The organism is Streptomyces sp. NPDC056486 (genome assembly GCF_042795295.1).
Taxonomy (GTDB): Bacteria; Actinomycetota; Actinomycetes; order Streptomycetales; family Streptomycetaceae; genus Streptomyces.
Window position 1 is genome coordinate 122,705 of sequence record NZ_JBHTSF010000001.1, and the last position, 14,986, is coordinate 137,690.

The window sequence follows — 14,986 nt, forward strand, 5'->3', positions numbered from 1 at the left end:
CACCCCGCATGCGTGCGACGGGAACCGGCTTGTCCACCACACACCGGCCGTCCCTTTGGGTATGCGGGGCGGGGCGCCGCTCGGAACATGCCTGTGGGTGCCCGAAACTCAGACACCCTATGCGATGCGCGTGTATTCATGGATTACGCCACTGAGTAGATCATGACGGATTGCCTTGCCATCCGGGTCGGACGGGTCGGGGAGTGGCCGCAATGGTGCTGCTCCGCAGAGGGCGCGGTGTCGGCGATGGGTATTGAAGTGTGTTTCGTATGTGGCAGTACGTTGCGCAGGTGCCGTTCGTTGGTGATCAGTGCGATCGTCCAGTGCCATGTGAAGCTCACGCGCCTGCTGGACTGCCCAACTGCCGGTCGGGGGCGGTGACGCCCAGGAGGCGTACTCGGCGGGTGGAGATTTCCATGGCCACCATGCAGTACAGGCGCCGCAGCAACACGGTGTCCACGTGGAAGAAGTCCACCGCGAGGATCCCGGAGGCCTGGCTGCGTAGGAACTGTGCTGCGCCCAGGGCGGGCCCGAGCGGCGGGGTGCCGGATCGATCCCGGCTCTTTTCAGGATCGCCCATACCGTGGAGGCGCCAACTGGAGGACCGGCGCGGGCCGGTTCGCCTGCGATCCTGCGCTATCCCCAGTGTGGGTTCTCCGTGGCCATCCGCAGTACCAGCTCCCGCACGGCAGGCGCAGCAGGCGGTCGGCCTGGTCCTCGCCGTCTGTAGGTCCAGCGGCGCTTGACCAGGTGGGAGTGCCAGCGCAGCAGCGTGCCCAGAGTGACGAACGCAAGCCAGCCCAAGACCTTCAAGAAGGACAGTTACAGCAGTCGCAGAGCCATGCCCCAGGATCTCGCCACGCCTGACCTCGACCGCAGGGCCAAGTCAGCGGGGTTAGCCGAGTTCCGGGCACCCACATGCTTCCCGCGAGAGCGGCACGGCAATCGGCGTACGCACTCTTGTCGCCCCCGCCCGATGTTTGTACGTTGCAGCAGACATGACAGGAAGCGCTTTCAGTGCTTGCCCTCTGGAGGGGACATGACGCCTGGCACCGCCATGCCGTCGTATCGGCGCAGATCTGCACGGTCAAGGTTATGGCCTGCCGTGATGGCCGCCGCGGCCGCTCTCCTCACCGCCGCGTTCGTCACTCCGTCCGGCGGTGCGTCCGCGCCGGACGACCGGTCCACAGTCGCTGGGGCAGGCATCCGCGGAAGTCTGGTCGCGGGCTACGACTTCGAGCATCCGGACCCCGTGGACGCCGGGCGCGAACGTGACGTGGGCCCGTCCGGCACCAGCCTGTCGCTCGTCAACGGCGGCGCCGCGATGCGCGTGCGCGACGCCGATCCTCGGCGTGGGCACGTCCTGCGGACCCGGCAGGTGAGTCCGGACGCGGCGGGGAACGACGACTGGAAGGCGGGCGTGTACGACTCGGACGGCGCGGCCTCGCTGCACGCGTTCAACGGAGCCCGCCAGGCCACTGTTATGGGCTGGTTCCGTACCACCGGGCAGAACCCGAGCCCGAATTCAGGTTCGGCCGACGCCTCCGACCTCTACAACGCCATCGGTCTCGCGGGCGTCCTGACCGGGGACTCGAACGGGCACGACGTGCGGGCTCTCCTGGAACTGATCGATGTGGACGGTGAGTTGCGCCTTGTTGCGCTCGGACGCCGCCTGGACGGCTCCGCGTCCCAGACCTTTGCCGCGTACGGGGACTGGCGTACCCATCTGCCGGACGGCAAGTGGGTCCACCTGGCCGCGACCTTCGACTTCGACACGGGTGAGATGGCGCTGTACCGCAACGGCCGTGCGCTGGCCGGCAGTTACGTACGCGACGACGATCCGTGGGCTCTTGCCGGAGAGCCGGAACCCGACTTCGCCTCACCGACCGACCCGCGAGGCATCAAAATCGGCGGGAGTTTCCCGCAGAACACCCGCGAAGCCAACCCCTGCAACTGCCGCATGGACGACCTGCTGTTCCTGGACCGCGCCGCCACCCCGGGCCAGGTGAGGGCCGAGTATCGCCGCACCGGTGGGCAACCCGCGTCCTGAGTTCACGTGCTTGACGTGCTTCCCGGACCCACTTGTCCGAGGGACCCATGTCCAGAGCCCGCGTCCAGAGTCTGCGTCCAGTGCACACGTCCAAGTGCACACGTCCTGAACACGTGTCCTGCGCACGCCGCCCGAACACTCCGAACGCACCTCCTGGGCACGCCACACGAAGGGAGCCCCCTTGTCCCCGTCGGCCCCGCACGTCCGGCTCCGTAAGAGATCCCTCCTGGTCCAAGTCCTCACCGGCTCCCTGCTCGCCGCAGTGCTCACCGCGGCACCGGCGGGCGCGGTCGAAGCGCCCGCCGCCGACGCCGCGGCGGCCGCTGTCACCGACCCCATCCCCGGCAAGCCGGTCACCTCCGGTCTCGGCCTCGAGGTCCAGGAGTTCGCCCAGCTCCCGAAGTCCGAGCCGCGCCCGGGCCCGGTCGAGGACAGCCGTCTCATCCGGCACAACCGGATCAACTACCTGACCCCGTTCCCCGGCGGGTCCGGCCGCCTGGCCGTCGCGGACCAGAACGGCACCCTGTACTCCCTAAAGAAAGACGGCTCCGGGCAGCGCCCCTACCTGGACCTGTACAAGGAGTTCTCCGCTGCCTTCTACGCCAGCCGGGGCCTGGGCACCGGCTTCGGCTACGTCACCTTCGACCCGGATTTCCGGCATAACGGCCGCTTCTACACGGTCCACACCGAGAAGCCCGAACTGACCGAAGCCAAGCCGGACTTCAGCCAGCCCAGCGGAAACGGGTTCCACGGCATCGTCACCGAGTGGACGGCCGACGACCCGAGCGCCCCCGTCTTCTCCGGCACCCACCGAGAGCTGCTCCGCATCGGCTTCAACGGCCAGGTCCACGGCATCCAACAGATCGACTTCAACCCGACTGCCAAGCCCGGCGACGCGGACCACGGACTGCTCTACATCGCGGTCGGTGACGGCGGCAAGGGCTCCACCACCGGCGACCCGCAAAACCGGGCCCTCCCGCACGGCAAGCTCCTGCGCATCGACCCGCGCGGCCACGACAGCGCGAACGGCAAGTACGGCATCCCGCCCGCCAACCCGTTCGCCGGCGAGCCCGGCACCCTCGGGGAGACCTACGCGATCGGCATGCGCGACCCGCACCGCTTCAGCTGGGACACGCGCGGCAGCCACCGCATGTTCCTCTCCCACGTCGGCGAGCACGCCATCGAGTCCGTCTACGAAGTGCGGGCCGGCGACAACTACGGCTGGAGCGAACGCGAGGGCGCCTTCGTCTTCGACAAGAAGGCCACCGACCCGTGCGCCAAGATCCTTCCGCTACCCGCCGATGACGCGAAGTACGGCTACACCTACCCGGTCGCCGCCTACGACCACGATCCGCCGGCCAACTGGAACTGCAAGTCCGACGTGGGCCGCGGCATCTCCGGCGGCTACGTCTACCGCGGCCACGACCTGCACGGGCTGCGGGGCAAGTACGTTCTCGGCGACATCGTCGACGGCCGTCTCCTCTACACGGATGCCGCCGACATGCGCCGAGCGAAGCCGGGTGCCGAACAGCGCCTGGCGCAGATGTACAGCCTCATGGTCTATGACGCGAAGTCCGGCAAGCGCGTCTCCATGCAGGAACTCGCCGGTGACAAGCGGGTCGACCTGCGGTTCGGGCAGGACGCGAAGGGCGAGTTGTACATCCTCTCCAAGGCCAACGGCAAGATCTGGAAGGTGACAGGGACGCGCACGTTCGCGAGCTGCGACACCGACGGGACCACCCTCACCGACGTGATGGGCGCGAAGAACTGGGCGCCCGTCACCCCGTCCAAGTGGCAGTTCAAGGGCCGCCAGGCGGTGATGACCGAGCCGGGCGTCGAGCGGCCCGGACCTCGCCGCCCCTACGAGTACGCAGTGCTCACCACCGGCCCCACTTACCGCAATGTCCGCATCGACGCCGAAGTCCGCATCGATACGCCGACCGACATCGACAATCGGGACGTGATCGTCATCTTCGGCCATGAGTCGGACACCAGGTTCGGCTACGCGCATCTCTCACAGGACAACTCCATCTATCCGCACAACGGCGTCTTCACGGTGGACGACGCCGACCGGCTGCGGGTGGAGGACCAGTGGGACGGCACCACTGGCGCCCCGCCCGCGATCAGCGACGCGGCCTGGCACCAGGTCAGAGTGGTGCGCTGCGGGGACACCGGGGAGACGGCCGTGTACCTGGACGGCTCGTCGTACCCCTTGATGACAGCGGTGAGCACGCGACCGGGCGACGGGCGGATCGGCTTCGGTTCGTTCGACAACGCCGGCAGGATCCGTGGGCTGAAGGTCTCCGGGAAGTCGTAGCAGCCATGTGTGGTGGCAGTCCGCGGCCGACGGGGTCTCCCGCGTCGGCCGTCGGCACTGTCACGCAACTCATGACAATGCGGCGTTCCCTCGGCGTTGGTGGCGATCGCCGTTCCGGTCCGCCGCCCGTTCCCCAGCCGACTACCGGGCAACCCAAAGCGTAGCCCGCCTGCGGGGTTCCATAACCCCCGTATAGGTGTTGACCTGCTCCTTTCTTGCGAGAGGCTGATGTTGCGTCAGGCCGCTGGGTGGTGCTCGTTGAGGAGTCCGCCGAGGATCTTGCAGCGTCGGATTCGGTGGGCGGGGGAGGGGAGGATGTTCGGGTCGTCGAGTGGGGCGCGAAGTTGCAGTGTCCGGTGGGCTCGGCCGGTGTTGTAGTGCGCGGTGTAGCGGTCGAGGACGCGGCGCGGATGCTGCTCGTCGTGGACAAGAATGCGGTCGGTGCACTCCGCACGGGCGGTGCGCACGAATCTTTCCGCGTACGGGTTGAAACTGCTGATCCTGATCACGCTGGTGCTGATGGGCGGCCTGGCCCATGCGGCGATCGTGCGGGCCTGCGCGCAGGATCTCGCGGTGCTGATGCGGACCGCGGTCCTTGGCCTGTACATGGTCGCCGTCGGCGCCGTGCGCCGATATGCCGCCTGGGGGTGCTGGGGGTGCTGGGGGTCTGGCGGGCGCAGGGCCGCGCAGCCGAGACCACCTCCAACCCCAGGGGCCTCGGAACGCTCGTGGGACATCCGCGCCTGCGCCGCGAGCTACCTCGTCCTGGAGCAGACCTTTGCCCTGCTCCATCAGTTCAAGCGCCTCGCTGTCCTCTGGGGACGCCGAACCGAACTCCACGACGCCTTCGTCTCGTTGGCCGTCGCCCTTGTCTGCTGGCGACGCCACAAGAAGACCCGCTCATGATCCTATTGCGAGCTCCTCAAGTGGTGCTATTCCCACAAGACCACCTGAATCGTAAGTTCGCTGGGAATATCTTGAATGCTCGGCGTCGATGTCACCGCAAATGCTGCGACATCCCCTTCGGATGTGGCGAAGCAATACGTTCCCGTACGGTAGGCCGTGATTCCTTTCGGGTCGCTGGGTTTGACGGGAATTCTTTGTTCGCATATCTCTTTGGTGATCTTTTCCAGAGGCTTACCTACTTCCGCAGCGCGTCCCGTCATCACCAATACTGCTGGAGTCGTCGAGTAGTCTCCCCGCAAGTCATCATCGATGCCGACGAGGTTTCCCGGTTCATCATCATCAAGCTCAGCTCCCGTACCAGAAACGGAATTGAGGTTTACGGGAATTTTGATCGGTCCCTTCCAGCGCGGCTTGGCTGCTGAGGGCGGTGGCGACTTGGCCGGCGACTCAGCTGCAGTTGAGTTCGTCCGATCAGCTGTTGGTTCCGTCTGGGGATCGCTGGAGGAATCAGGAGGTGACGCGGGGATCGTATCGCCAGACCCGGCGGTTGCGTTATTTACATCGGATTCTTCTTTGGTGAGAAGAGGGAAAAGTGCGGCTACCAGGACTGCGAGTGCGCCGATGACAGCCGCCAGCATCGTTGCCGGATGCTCTGACCAGGCTCTACTGAAGGCGCCCCGTTGCCCCTGTGGCGCACCGTCTGAAGCATTGGCCATAGCTCCCCCGAAGATCTCCCCTTGGATGCAGTCCAAGATTAGGCCCTTCAAGGCCGAAAGGGGAGTCGCTTGCTAAGTGTCTATATTTTCTATTGAAGGAACGTGCCTCCACTGATCACTTTATGAGATGCGGGGTCGCGTTTTGTGCGTGAAGTTGCTGGTGCCCCTCTCCGTCCAATTCGGCCAGCGGCACAGGGAGTCGAGCCATGCGGGCATCGGCGCGATCAACTCGGCAGGCATGATCAGGGGCTTCGCCGGGTCCGCTCGATGGCCCCGGCTCCTGAGTAGTCCGTGCCCCACGCGGAACGTCCCAGGTTTCCTTGAGAACGGTGGCCCTGCACCGGAGTTGTCCGCTGACGCGCTGGGACAACCCTGAGGATAGTGGGGGTTGTCCGGGCCGAACAGAACTGTCACTGGACCTTGCCGGGCAGGCGGGCCGCCGTTCACTGCTGCTCTCCGCGGCCACAGCCGTGGCGGTCGTCGCCGCTGGCTGTGGTGGCCGGCCATCGGCGTGTCAGCCTCAACGGCTCTCGCAGCCGTCGCCTTCACCTGAACCCGCACCTCGATCTTAGGGCAGCGAGCAGACTGGCCGAGCGGAGGCAGATGGCTTGGGCCGGGGAACGGAGACCTAGATGAACCGCAAACGATGTAGGCCGCACCGCAGTTGGCCCCTTGCCCTGGTCGCTTCTGCGGCTCTCCTCGCGGGGGGATGCGGAAACGGCGGCAGCGCTGAGCCGACCGGCGCCCCGGCGCGCAGTGACACCGCACCGGCGCAGAACAAGAGCAGTCCGGAAGAAGGGCAGGAAGACACCGGCACCGCAGGGGGCGACGTGGGTGGAGACCCTGATGGTGGCTCGGAGGAGACAGAGTCGTTCGAGCCCGCGGAGTCCGCGGAGATCCCTGCCGATGGCGGGCAGACACCGGACAGGGGCTGGGAGGCCGAAGCCGAGGACGCCGTCTCCGTAGTGGACAGCTTCTGGAGCGAGCACTGGAACGCCCACTTCACCGGTACCTATGCGTCGCCGACGGTGTTCGGGACGTACACACCCGGTACCGCCGAGTCTCCTAGCTGCGGTGGCCAACCGGCCGTAGCCGACAATGCCTTCTACTGCACGGTCGATGACTTCATCGCGTGGGATGCCGCGTTGATGAGCAGGGGCTACGAGAAGGGAGACGCCTGGATCTACCTGGTGATCGCTCATGAATGGGCACATGCCGTACAGAACCGGGTGGACGGACTGGCCAGCGAGGCGGCGGAACTCCAGGCCGACTGTCTGGCGGGAGCGACCCTCTTTGGCTCCGACGACCTGCAGTTCGAAGACGGCGACTCGGACGAGCTGGGGCAGGCGCTCACGGAGCTGGCCGACGACACCCCGTGGACCGACTCGCAGGACCACGGCGACGCCAATCAGCGCATCAACGCCTTCAGCGCCGGCGGAAACGATGGGGTAGCCGCCTGCCTATAGGAGTGACGGCTGGCTAGGGGGGTTCAGCCAAGGTGAGGTTAAGAGCCACAACGGTGAGGTCGGGGGTGTCTGAGGTTTCGGAGCCCTGGCCTGAGGTCGTTGGAGCGACAACGGCTTGTGGCACGTAGGTTGGGTGGGGCGTGACCTTGATCGAGCGGACGGCGTATCCGCGGTTCAAGCGGCTGATCACCGCGCGTGAGCTGCATGTCAGGTCGCGCTGCGTGTCATGCAGAACACCACAACGTCTCCCACACCGGCCTGAAATGGAGGGAAACTGCGATGGTTGCCGGACGCCGCCGCGCGGTCTGGAATCTGGTCGGAGTGCCCGTTGCCGTGCTGCGTAGCCGCGTGGCCAAGGATGCGGAAGTGCTGGCGCTACGACATGAGAACGCGGTGCTGCGCCGGCAGATCGCCCGGGTCCGCTACGAGCCGGCCGACCGGATCTGGCTCGCCGCACTCTCCCGGCTCATTCCTCGCGGCCGTTGACGGCAAGTCTTCGCGGTTACCCCCACCACACTGTTGCGTTGGCACCGTCGGCTCGTGGTTCGCAAGTGGGCCTTCGCACAGTCGCGCCGTCCAGGCAGACCCGCCACCGCAGCCGTCATCAAGCAGCTCATCCTGCGCCAGGCTCGGGAGAACAGCACGTGGGGCCACCGCCGGATCCAGGGCGAACTCGGCGGCCTGGGCTATGCGATCGCGCCCTCCACGGTCTGGGAAATCCTGCACGCCGCCGGCATCGACCCCTGAAAGGTGTCAAAACCCTCGTATGTGCTGTGGCTGGGTGTTAGTGGCTCTTGGGTGATGGTTCGTCAGGAGGCTGGGTGGTACTCGTTGAGGAGTCCGCCCAGGATCTTTCGGCGTCGGATGCGGTCTGCGGGGAAGGGGGCGATGGTGGGGTTGTCTCCTGGCGCTCGTAGCTTCAGACTTCGATGAGCCCTACCTGTGTTGTAGTGCCTCGTGTATTGGCCCAGCACGGTGCGCAGGTGCCTTTCGCCGAAGATCAGCATCCGGTTGGTGCACTCGCTCCGGGCCGTGCGCACCCACCGTTCCGCGAAGGCGTTCATCTTCGGTGCCTGCGGTGCGGTCTTCAGGACCTGAGTGCTGTTGCTGGTGAACACCGCGTCGAAGGCGGCGGTGAACTTCGAGTCGCGGTCCCTGATGAGAATGCGGAACAGGCGTGCTCGGTCCTTGAGCTGCAGGTAAAGGTTGCGGGCCTGCTGGGTTATTCAGTCTCCCGTGGGATGTGCGGTGACACCGAGGACGTAGACGGTCCTGGTGCCAGTCTCCATGACGAAGAAGACGTACAAGCGCTTGAGGGTGATCGTGCAGTCTATGTGGAAGGAGTCGGTTGCCAGTAGCGTGTTGGCCTGGGTGTGCAGGAAGGCGCGCCAACTCTGCTCGGTGGCGCGGACCGACGCGGGTGGGATCTTGTTGCGGCGCAGGACCCGGCGGATGGTCGCTGCCGCGACGCGATGGCCCAGGCGGCGCAGTTCGCCCTGGATCCTGATGTAGCCCCGGGTCGGATTGTCCTTCGCCAGGCGCAGGATCAGCGTGGTGAGGTCATCGGCCAACGGTGGACGGCCCGGCCTGGCCGGCGGCTGTCGCCACTTGCGGCGCACCAGACGGCGGTGCCAGGCCAGGAGGGTGGCGGGGGTGACCAGTCGTCGCCGGCGCAGCAGTGCGGGCAGGCGCCGGGTCATGGCGGACAGGATCGCGCGGTCGGCCCACGACAGTCGAGGGCGCGGGGCGTGACGGTGCAGCACGGCGACCTCGTGCCTGAGCACGAGTATCTCTGCGTCCTTGGATCGACTGGACCGGCCGCAGAGAACGAGCCAGCCGAGCATCTGGCAGAGGAACATGTACAGCAGTCGCAGAGCCATAAGAGGCGAGCATGCCGGGTCCGCAGGCCTCACCGAAGCACCAGATCAAGGCCCATGCGGAGTTAAGACACCCTTCAGGGGGTGGCGAATCCACAGTGCCGACAAGCCGGGCTCGAGGGTTCGCTGAGTGAGACCGTCGCGATCAGCCTTGCCCGCCCCAGCTCGCGGTACGCCGCTGATACCACGATCAGCGGGAACGTCAGCTGTGCAGGGCGGATCTGACCCTCTCCCCGGCCCGACGGAGACCACGCTCGTGTGCAGCGGGGCGCGGCCCGGTACGTGAGCCTGTGGTCCGGCCGGCGCTCGTTGGCGTCGAATTGGTGGTAGCCCCGGGGTGCCCACACGTGCGGGCACGTTCATGCACGCGTCGGAGGGGCGGGGCGTGCAGGATGTTCGGGGCGAAGCGGTATCGACGTCGCGCGCGTCGGCGCATGCTCAGCGGCGTCCGGACTTGGGCGACGGCGGAATAGGACCGCCGCCCAACGTCTTGTGCGGAGTGCTGGATCGAACCGCCTGACGACGTGACCGCAGTGGCATCCACCTCCGAAGGAGTAGTTCCATGGCTCTTACCCGTGAAGAGCGCGAGCAGTTCCTCGCCGAGCCGCACATCGCGGCCCTGGCCGTCGACGCAGGCGAAGGGAGGGCGCCGCTGACCGTGCCGATCTGGTACCAGTACGCGCCCGGCGGCGACATCTGGATCCACACCGCCAAGGGCTCACGCAAGCATGAACTCATCCAGAAGACGGGCCGGTTCACGCTCATGGTGGAACGCCTCGAGCCGACCGTCCGTTACGTGTCCGTCGAGGGCCCGGTGATCTCCACGGTCCCCGCCACACGCGCGCACCTGACCGAGATGACCTCGCGCTACCTTCCGCCCGAGAAGGTCGACGGCTACATCGAGTTCGCCCAGGCGAACCATGGTGAAGGCGTCGTCATCACTATCCGCCCTGAGCACTGGATCTCTTCCGACCTCGGCAGCATCTGACAGGCCGCGGCCGCCTGAGGGGGAGGTCCGGGGACGAGCAAGGCCCCGGATAACCCGACGTCAGGCTCTAGATGAACCCAAGCTTCTTCGGGCTGTTCCGGGAGAGAGCGCTGGCCCCGTTCGTGGACAGGAGCGGGTGCCTGGAGGTCCTAGAGTGGGGGCGGTCTTGAAACAGCAAGGAAATGGGGATCAAGTGGTCGACATGACAGCCGCGGCGCGGAAGGTCTTCGAGCGGTACGACGTCGACGGGGACGGACAGTTGACGGCCGAGGAGTACCGGCAGGTCGTCGTGGAGCTCGGCGACACGGGTATCACCGCGGAGGCCGCGCAGGACCTCATCGACACCATTGACAGCGACGGTGACCGGAAGGTCTCGTTCGACGAGTTCCGGGCCTCCATGGGGCTCTGAACACGACGCCACCCCCTGTGCCCCCGGATCCGCTGATCCGGGGGCACAGGCACGTCTGCCTCAGCGGGCGCCGGGGGTTTGGGAGGTGTGGAGCAGACGGGCCAGATACTCCGTGAAGCCTGTAGGCGCCCGAAACTCGGTCGCCCTATGCGACCTGCGTGTATTCGTGGATCACGCCACCGAGTAGACCACGACGGATGACCTTGCCGTCCGGGTCGACCGGGTCGGGGAGCGGCCGCAGGGGCGCTGCTTGGCGTAGGGCGCGGTGTGGGCGATGGGTATTGAAATGATTCTCGTACGTGGCCAGCACGTTGCGCAGGTGTCGCTCGTTGACGATCAGTGTGCGGTCGAGGAGTTCCCGCCGACATCCACCGATCCAACGCTCGATGTACGCGTTCGCCCGCGGGGCCCGCACAGGAATGAGCAGTACCTGGATGGTCTCGGATGCGAGGACGGCGTCGAAGGCGTCGGTGAACTTCGCGTCCCTGGCCCGGATCAGAACCCTAAATCGGTCGACGCGGTCGTCCAGTGCCATGGCAAGCTCACGTGCCTGCTGGATTGCCCAACTGCCGGTCGGGTGGGTGGTGACGCCCATCAGGTGCACTTGCCGGGTGGAGATCGCCATGGCCACCATGCAGTACAGGCGCCGCAGCAGGACGGTGTCCACGTGGAAGAAGTCCACCGCGAGGATCCCGGAGGCCTGGCTGCGCAGGAACTGTGCCCAGGTCGGGCCCGAGCGGCGCGGTACCGGGTCGACCCCGGCCCTTCTCAGGATCGCCCATACCGTCGAGGCGCCGACTGGGCGGCCCAGGCGGGCCAGTTCGCCTGCGATCCTGCGGTATCCCCAGTGCGCGTTTTCTGCGGCCATCCGCAGTACCAGCTCTCGCACGGTGGACGGGTTGGTGGTCTGCCTGGTCCGCGGCGTTTGTAGGTCCAGCGGCGCTTGACCAGGTCGGCGTGCCGGCGCAGCAGCGTGCCCGGGGTGACGAACAGATGCCCTCGCAGGACCTTGGGCAGCAGTCGAACAAGTGCCGCGATCACTGCCCGGTCCGCCCATGACAGCCGTGGTCGGCCAACCTGACGGCGCAGGACAGCGAGCTGGTGCCGCAGCACGAGTATCTCCGCATCCTTGGAAGCCCCCGATCGCGCCAGCAACGCAATCCACCCCAAGACCTTCAGGAAGGTCAGATACAGCAGCCGCAGAGCCATGCCTCAGGATCTCGCCACGCCTGGCCTCGATTGCAAGGCCGAGGTCAGCAGCGGTAGCCGAGTTTCAGGCACCCACAGGGTTGGGCTGCCCTACTGACCCGTCAGTAGGGCAGCCATAGGCAGCGGTCCGTCCGCGGCGACACCGGCCTGGCAAGCAGGCGGCGAGGTGCACCCCTGCGTTGAGATAGGCCCGCAGTCGGAGCTCGGCGCGGGGTCTCGACGTTGCCGAGGAGCCGGGCAGGCTCTGCCGGTGCAGCGCGGGATCGCCACGTCCGGACCTCGCCCATGCCATCCGGTCGGCCTGGTCAGTCGGTGCCCGGGGAGTCGTCGGGCGTGCTGCCGCCCGCGGGTGCGAGCACGCGCGCGAGGAAGGCGCGGGTGCGCGGGTGCCGGGGGCTGCCCAGGACCTCGGCGGGGGTGCCCTCCTCGACGATCACGCCGTCGTCCATGAAGACGACGCGGTCGGCGACTTCACGGGCGAAGGCCATCTCGTGGGTGACGACCATCATGGTCATGCCTTCGTCTGCGAGGGAGCGCATGACGGCCAGTACGTCGCCCACGAGTTCCGGGTCGAGCGCGCTGGTCGGCTCGTCGAACAGCATGAGCTGCGGCCCCATGGACAGGGCCCTGGCGATGGCCACGCGCTGTTGCTGGCCGCCGGAGAGCTTGGCCGGGTAGCTGCTCTCCTTGTCCACGAGTCCGACCCGGGCCAGGTTTTCCCGGGCCACCCGCGCGGCCTCGACCTTGCTGCGGCCAAGTACCCGGCGCTGAGCGATGGTCAGGTTCTCCAGCACGTTCAGATGCGCGAAGAGGTTGAACTGCTGGAAGACCATTCCGATGCGGCGGCGCACCTGGTCGATGTCCGTGTCCGGGTCGGTGATGTCCGTTCCGGCGACGGACACTGTTCCCGCCGTGGGCTGTTCGAGGAGGTTTGCGCAGCGCAGCAGTGTCGACTTACCCGAGCCCGACGGACCGATGATGCACACCACTTCGGCGGGCAGGATGGTGAAGTCCACACCCCGCAGGACTTCCAGGTCACCGAAGGACTTGTGCAGACCCCGGATGTCGATCGCGGCGGCCGGGGCGTCGGCGGCGGGATCGGTCTTGCTGGTCGTCGTCATGTCTGCGTCCTGTCCGTGACTGCCTGTGGTGGTGTTGATGTGGTCCCGCTCATCGTTCACCTCGCCTGGGCATGGCGTGCCTCAAGACGGCGCACCAGGAAGCCGAGCGGGACGGTGACCAGCAGATAGCACAGGCCGGCCACGAAGATCGGCGTCGTGTTGGCCGTCTCGCTCGCCAGGTCACGGCCGAACTTGGTCAGTTCACGGGTCTGCAGGGACACCCCGAGGAACAACACCAGAGAGGAATCCTTGAACAGCAGCACCAATTCGTTGGTGAGGGGCGGCACGATGATCCGGAAGGCCTGCGGGATCACGATCGATCGCATGGCCAGGCCTTGCGACATGCCGAGCGTCCGGGCGGCCTCCAACTGGCCGCGGGGCACCGCCTGGATGCCGGCCCTGATCGTCTCGGCCATGTACGCGGCGGCCACCAGGCCCAGGGCGACGGCAACTTGACCGTACGCCCCGCCCGGTATCACCACCCCGGGGAAGGCAAGCGGCACCCCGACGCCGATGAAGATGAAGATGAGCAGCGCGGGCAGGCCGCGGAAGACCTCGATGTACAGTGCCGCGAGCCAACGGTAGGGGGCGACCGACGACAGCCGCATCAAGGCGATGACCAGGCCAAGGACGAGACCGACGCCGAATCCGGACAGGGTGTACATCACTGTGTTGGCCAGTGCCACGGTGAGCAGCTCGGGGAACATGCGCTCAGCCACGGACAGTTGCAGGAACTGCTCCTGGAGCTGGTGCCAGTCGGCGAGTCCGGCGGCGGCCGCCACGGCGGCGAGGAGGACCACGTACTGCGCCGCACGCGACAGACTGCGCCGGCGCCGCGGCGAGAGGCGGCGCCGGGCTGTGAAGGTGGGTGGCTTCGCGTCCTTAAGGGGGGTCTGGGTACTCACCGGGCATCGGCCCCTTCGGGCATCGGGCCGATCCACTGCTCGTAGAGCTTCTTGTACGTCCCGTCCTTCTTGGACCGCGTGATGGCCTTGTCGATCGCGGTCAGCAGCTTCGGGTTGCCGCCCTTCTTCACGGCGAAGCCGTAGTGCTCACCGGTGGCGACGGTGCCGGCCAGCTCGAACTTGGCCGCGTTCGCAGGGTCCTTGAGCCAGTTCGCGACGACCGGATAGTCCTGGATGATCACGTCCACCTGGCCGGTGCGCAGGCCGTTGAGCTCGGCGTCCGAGCTCTCGAAGGACTGCGGGTCGAGGCCTTTGCCGTGCGCGGTCTCCTCGCCGGTGGTGGAGGACTGCGAACCCAGCTTCAGCTTCTTGGACTTGATGTCGCCGAGGCTCTTCGCCTTGACACCCTTGCGGGCAAGGAGTGCCTGGTCTGCATCGAAGTAGGGGGCCGAGAAGTCGAGATGCTTCTTGCGCTCGTCGGTGATGGTCATGCCGGCGGCGGCCACATCGCAGACACCGGCGTTGAGGTCCGCGCCGGTCTTGATGGTCTCGAAGGACTTGTCGACGATCTGCTGCTTCACGCCGAGGTCCTTGGCGACGAGATCGATCATGTCGACGTCGAAGCCGACGACTTTGCCGTTCTTCTCCGACTGGAAAGGCGCATACGGCAGATGCGTGCAAGTGGTGAGCTTGTCGGCGGTGACGAGGCGGACGCCGTCCGCGGTGGTGGCGGCCTCACCGCCCTTGCTGCATGCGGTGACGCTGAGGGCCGTGCTCACGGCCAGGGCGAACGGGACGGTACGGCGCAGGAGACTTCCGTGGAACGGCACGCTGCTACCCCTTAGGGAGTGGGAGGGACATACGGCCATGAGTCGCGGCAATCACCCGAACAGGGGCAACTGTGCAGGTCAGAGCCATGGTTGCGGCCTTCGGCCGGGTGAAATTGCGGGTCGGCACACCCTGCACCGACCCACCGCGGAAAGTCCAGTGCTGATCTTGTGAATCCCTTCGTGCAGGGCAGC

The 14,986-nt window shown here is 66.7% G+C and carries 15 protein-coding genes and 1 pseudogene; 7 read left to right on the top strand and 9 right to left on the bottom strand.

Features of this window, described 5'->3' with window-relative positions; translation table 11 throughout:
• Nucleotides 1–337 precede the first annotated feature (337 nt).
• Nucleotides 338–580, bottom strand: a complete 243-nt coding sequence (locus ACFQ7F_RS00535) for a hypothetical protein (protein WP_383263890.1) — start codon at nt 578–580, stop codon at nt 338–340.
• Nucleotides 581–1,108: 528 nt separating this feature from the next.
• Here ACFQ7F_RS00535 and ACFQ7F_RS00540 point away from each other — a divergent pair.
• Together ACFQ7F_RS00540 and ACFQ7F_RS00545 are read left to right on the top strand one after the other, a co-directional pair.
• On the top strand, nt 1,109–2,050 hold the full coding sequence (locus ACFQ7F_RS00540; RefSeq protein ID WP_383263892.1) for a LamG-like jellyroll fold domain-containing protein: 942 nt from the start codon (nt 1,109–1,111) through the stop codon (nt 2,048–2,050).
• 181 nt (nt 2,051–2,231) lie between these two features.
• Nucleotides 2,232–4,367 (top strand): PQQ-dependent sugar dehydrogenase, encoded by a 2,136-nt coding sequence (locus tag ACFQ7F_RS00545; protein WP_383263895.1) that lies wholly within the window; start codon nt 2,232–2,234, stop codon nt 4,365–4,367.
• A 236-nt stretch (nt 4,368–4,603) separates the two neighbouring features.
• On the opposite strand, the gene ACFQ7F_RS00550 is transcribed toward ACFQ7F_RS00545, so the two are convergent.
• Nucleotides 4,604–4,834, bottom strand: a complete 231-nt coding sequence (locus ACFQ7F_RS00550; RefSeq protein WP_383263896.1) for a hypothetical protein — start codon at nt 4,832–4,834, stop codon at nt 4,604–4,606.
• Here ACFQ7F_RS00550 and ACFQ7F_RS00555 point away from each other — a divergent pair.
• Complete coding sequence (locus ACFQ7F_RS00555; RefSeq protein WP_383263898.1) at nt 4,827–5,273, top strand: hypothetical protein; 447 nt, start codon at nt 4,827–4,829, stop codon at nt 5,271–5,273. The two genes, ACFQ7F_RS00550 and ACFQ7F_RS00555, sit on opposite strands and share 8 nt — an antisense overlap.
• Before the next feature lie 26 nt (nt 5,274–5,299).
• On the opposite strand, the gene ACFQ7F_RS00560 is transcribed toward ACFQ7F_RS00555, so the two are convergent.
• Nucleotides 5,300–5,989, bottom strand: coding sequence for a hypothetical protein (locus ACFQ7F_RS00560; protein WP_383263901.1), 690 nt, complete (start codon nt 5,987–5,989; stop codon nt 5,300–5,302).
• 632 nt (nt 5,990–6,621) lie between these two features.
• On the opposite strand from ACFQ7F_RS00560, the gene ACFQ7F_RS00565 reads away from it, so the two are divergent.
• Nucleotides 6,622–7,455 (top strand): hypothetical protein, encoded by an 834-nt coding sequence (locus ACFQ7F_RS00565; RefSeq protein ID WP_383263904.1) that lies wholly within the window; start codon nt 6,622–6,624, stop codon nt 7,453–7,455.
• 279 nt (nt 7,456–7,734) lie between these two features.
• Nucleotides 7,735–8,199, top strand: a pseudogene (locus ACFQ7F_RS00570) (integrase); the annotation flags it as partial.
• Nucleotides 8,200–8,264: 65 nt separating this feature from the next.
• Here ACFQ7F_RS00570 and ACFQ7F_RS00575 read toward each other — a convergent pair.
• Together ACFQ7F_RS00575 and ACFQ7F_RS00580 are read right to left on the bottom strand one after the other, a co-directional pair.
• Complete coding sequence (locus ACFQ7F_RS00575) at nt 8,265–8,573, bottom strand: integrase core domain-containing protein (protein WP_383263906.1); 309 nt, start codon at nt 8,571–8,573, stop codon at nt 8,265–8,267.
• Nucleotides 8,574–8,681: 108 nt separating this feature from the next.
• Complete coding sequence (locus ACFQ7F_RS00580) at nt 8,682–9,335, bottom strand: helix-turn-helix domain-containing protein (protein ID WP_383263909.1); 654 nt, start codon at nt 9,333–9,335, stop codon at nt 8,682–8,684.
• A gap of 559 nt (nt 9,336–9,894) precedes the next feature.
• Between ACFQ7F_RS00580 and ACFQ7F_RS00585 the strand changes: the two genes are divergently transcribed.
• Complete coding sequence (locus tag ACFQ7F_RS00585) at nt 9,895–10,320, top strand: pyridoxamine 5'-phosphate oxidase family protein (RefSeq protein WP_383263912.1); 426 nt, start codon at nt 9,895–9,897, stop codon at nt 10,318–10,320.
• A gap of 202 nt (nt 10,321–10,522) precedes the next feature.
• The gene (locus ACFQ7F_RS00590; protein WP_383264214.1) at nt 10,523–10,729 is read left to right on the top strand and encodes an EF-hand domain-containing protein; all 207 of its coding nucleotides are present in this window, start codon (nt 10,523–10,525) and stop codon (nt 10,727–10,729) included.
• A 145-nt stretch (nt 10,730–10,874) separates the two neighbouring features.
• Here ACFQ7F_RS00590 and ACFQ7F_RS00595 read toward each other — a convergent pair whose 3' ends face one another.
• The 4 genes from ACFQ7F_RS00595 to ACFQ7F_RS00610 form a co-directional block, all read right to left on the bottom strand.
• Nucleotides 10,875–11,618, bottom strand: coding sequence for an integrase core domain-containing protein (locus tag ACFQ7F_RS00595; RefSeq protein WP_383263915.1), 744 nt, complete (start codon nt 11,616–11,618; stop codon nt 10,875–10,877).
• Between the two features lie 625 nt (nt 11,619–12,243).
• Nucleotides 12,244–13,059, bottom strand: coding sequence for an amino acid ABC transporter ATP-binding protein (locus tag ACFQ7F_RS00600; protein WP_383263917.1), 816 nt, complete (start codon nt 13,057–13,059; stop codon nt 12,244–12,246).
• Nucleotides 13,060–13,115: 56 nt separating this feature from the next.
• Entirely contained in the window at nt 13,116–13,964 is an 849-nt protein-coding gene (locus tag ACFQ7F_RS00605) for an amino acid ABC transporter permease (protein ID WP_383263920.1), read from the bottom strand.
• Nucleotides 13,961–14,794 (bottom strand): transporter substrate-binding domain-containing protein, encoded by an 834-nt coding sequence (locus tag ACFQ7F_RS00610; protein WP_383263923.1) that lies wholly within the window; start codon nt 14,792–14,794, stop codon nt 13,961–13,963. The genes ACFQ7F_RS00605 and ACFQ7F_RS00610 overlap by 4 nt, the downstream gene beginning before the upstream one ends.
• Nucleotides 14,795–14,986 lie beyond the last annotated feature (192 nt).

Coding starts and splice junctions, on each gene's coding strand:
- ACFQ7F_RS00585 (WP_383263912.1), top strand. CDS start 9,895: ATGGCTCTTACCCGTGAAGAGCGCGAGCAGTTCCTCGCCGAGCCGCAC.
- ACFQ7F_RS00580 (WP_383263909.1), bottom strand. CDS start 9,335: ATGGCTCTGCGACTGCTGTACATGTTCCTCTGCCAGATGCTCGGCTGG.
- ACFQ7F_RS00535 (WP_383263890.1), bottom strand. CDS start 580: ATGGGCGATCCTGAAAAGAGCCGGGATCGATCCGGCACCCCGCCGCTC.
- ACFQ7F_RS00600 (WP_383263917.1), bottom strand. CDS start 13,059: ATGACGACGACCAGCAAGACCGATCCCGCCGCCGACGCCCCGGCCGCC.
- ACFQ7F_RS00560 (WP_383263901.1), bottom strand. CDS start 5,989: ATGGCCAATGCTTCAGACGGTGCGCCACAGGGGCAACGGGGCGCCTTC.
- ACFQ7F_RS00565 (WP_383263904.1), top strand. CDS start 6,622: ATGAACCGCAAACGATGTAGGCCGCACCGCAGTTGGCCCCTTGCCCTG.
- ACFQ7F_RS00590 (WP_383264214.1), top strand. CDS start 10,523: ATGACAGCCGCGGCGCGGAAGGTCTTCGAGCGGTACGACGTCGACGGG.
- ACFQ7F_RS00540 (WP_383263892.1), top strand. CDS start 1,109: ATGGCCGCCGCGGCCGCTCTCCTCACCGCCGCGTTCGTCACTCCGTCC.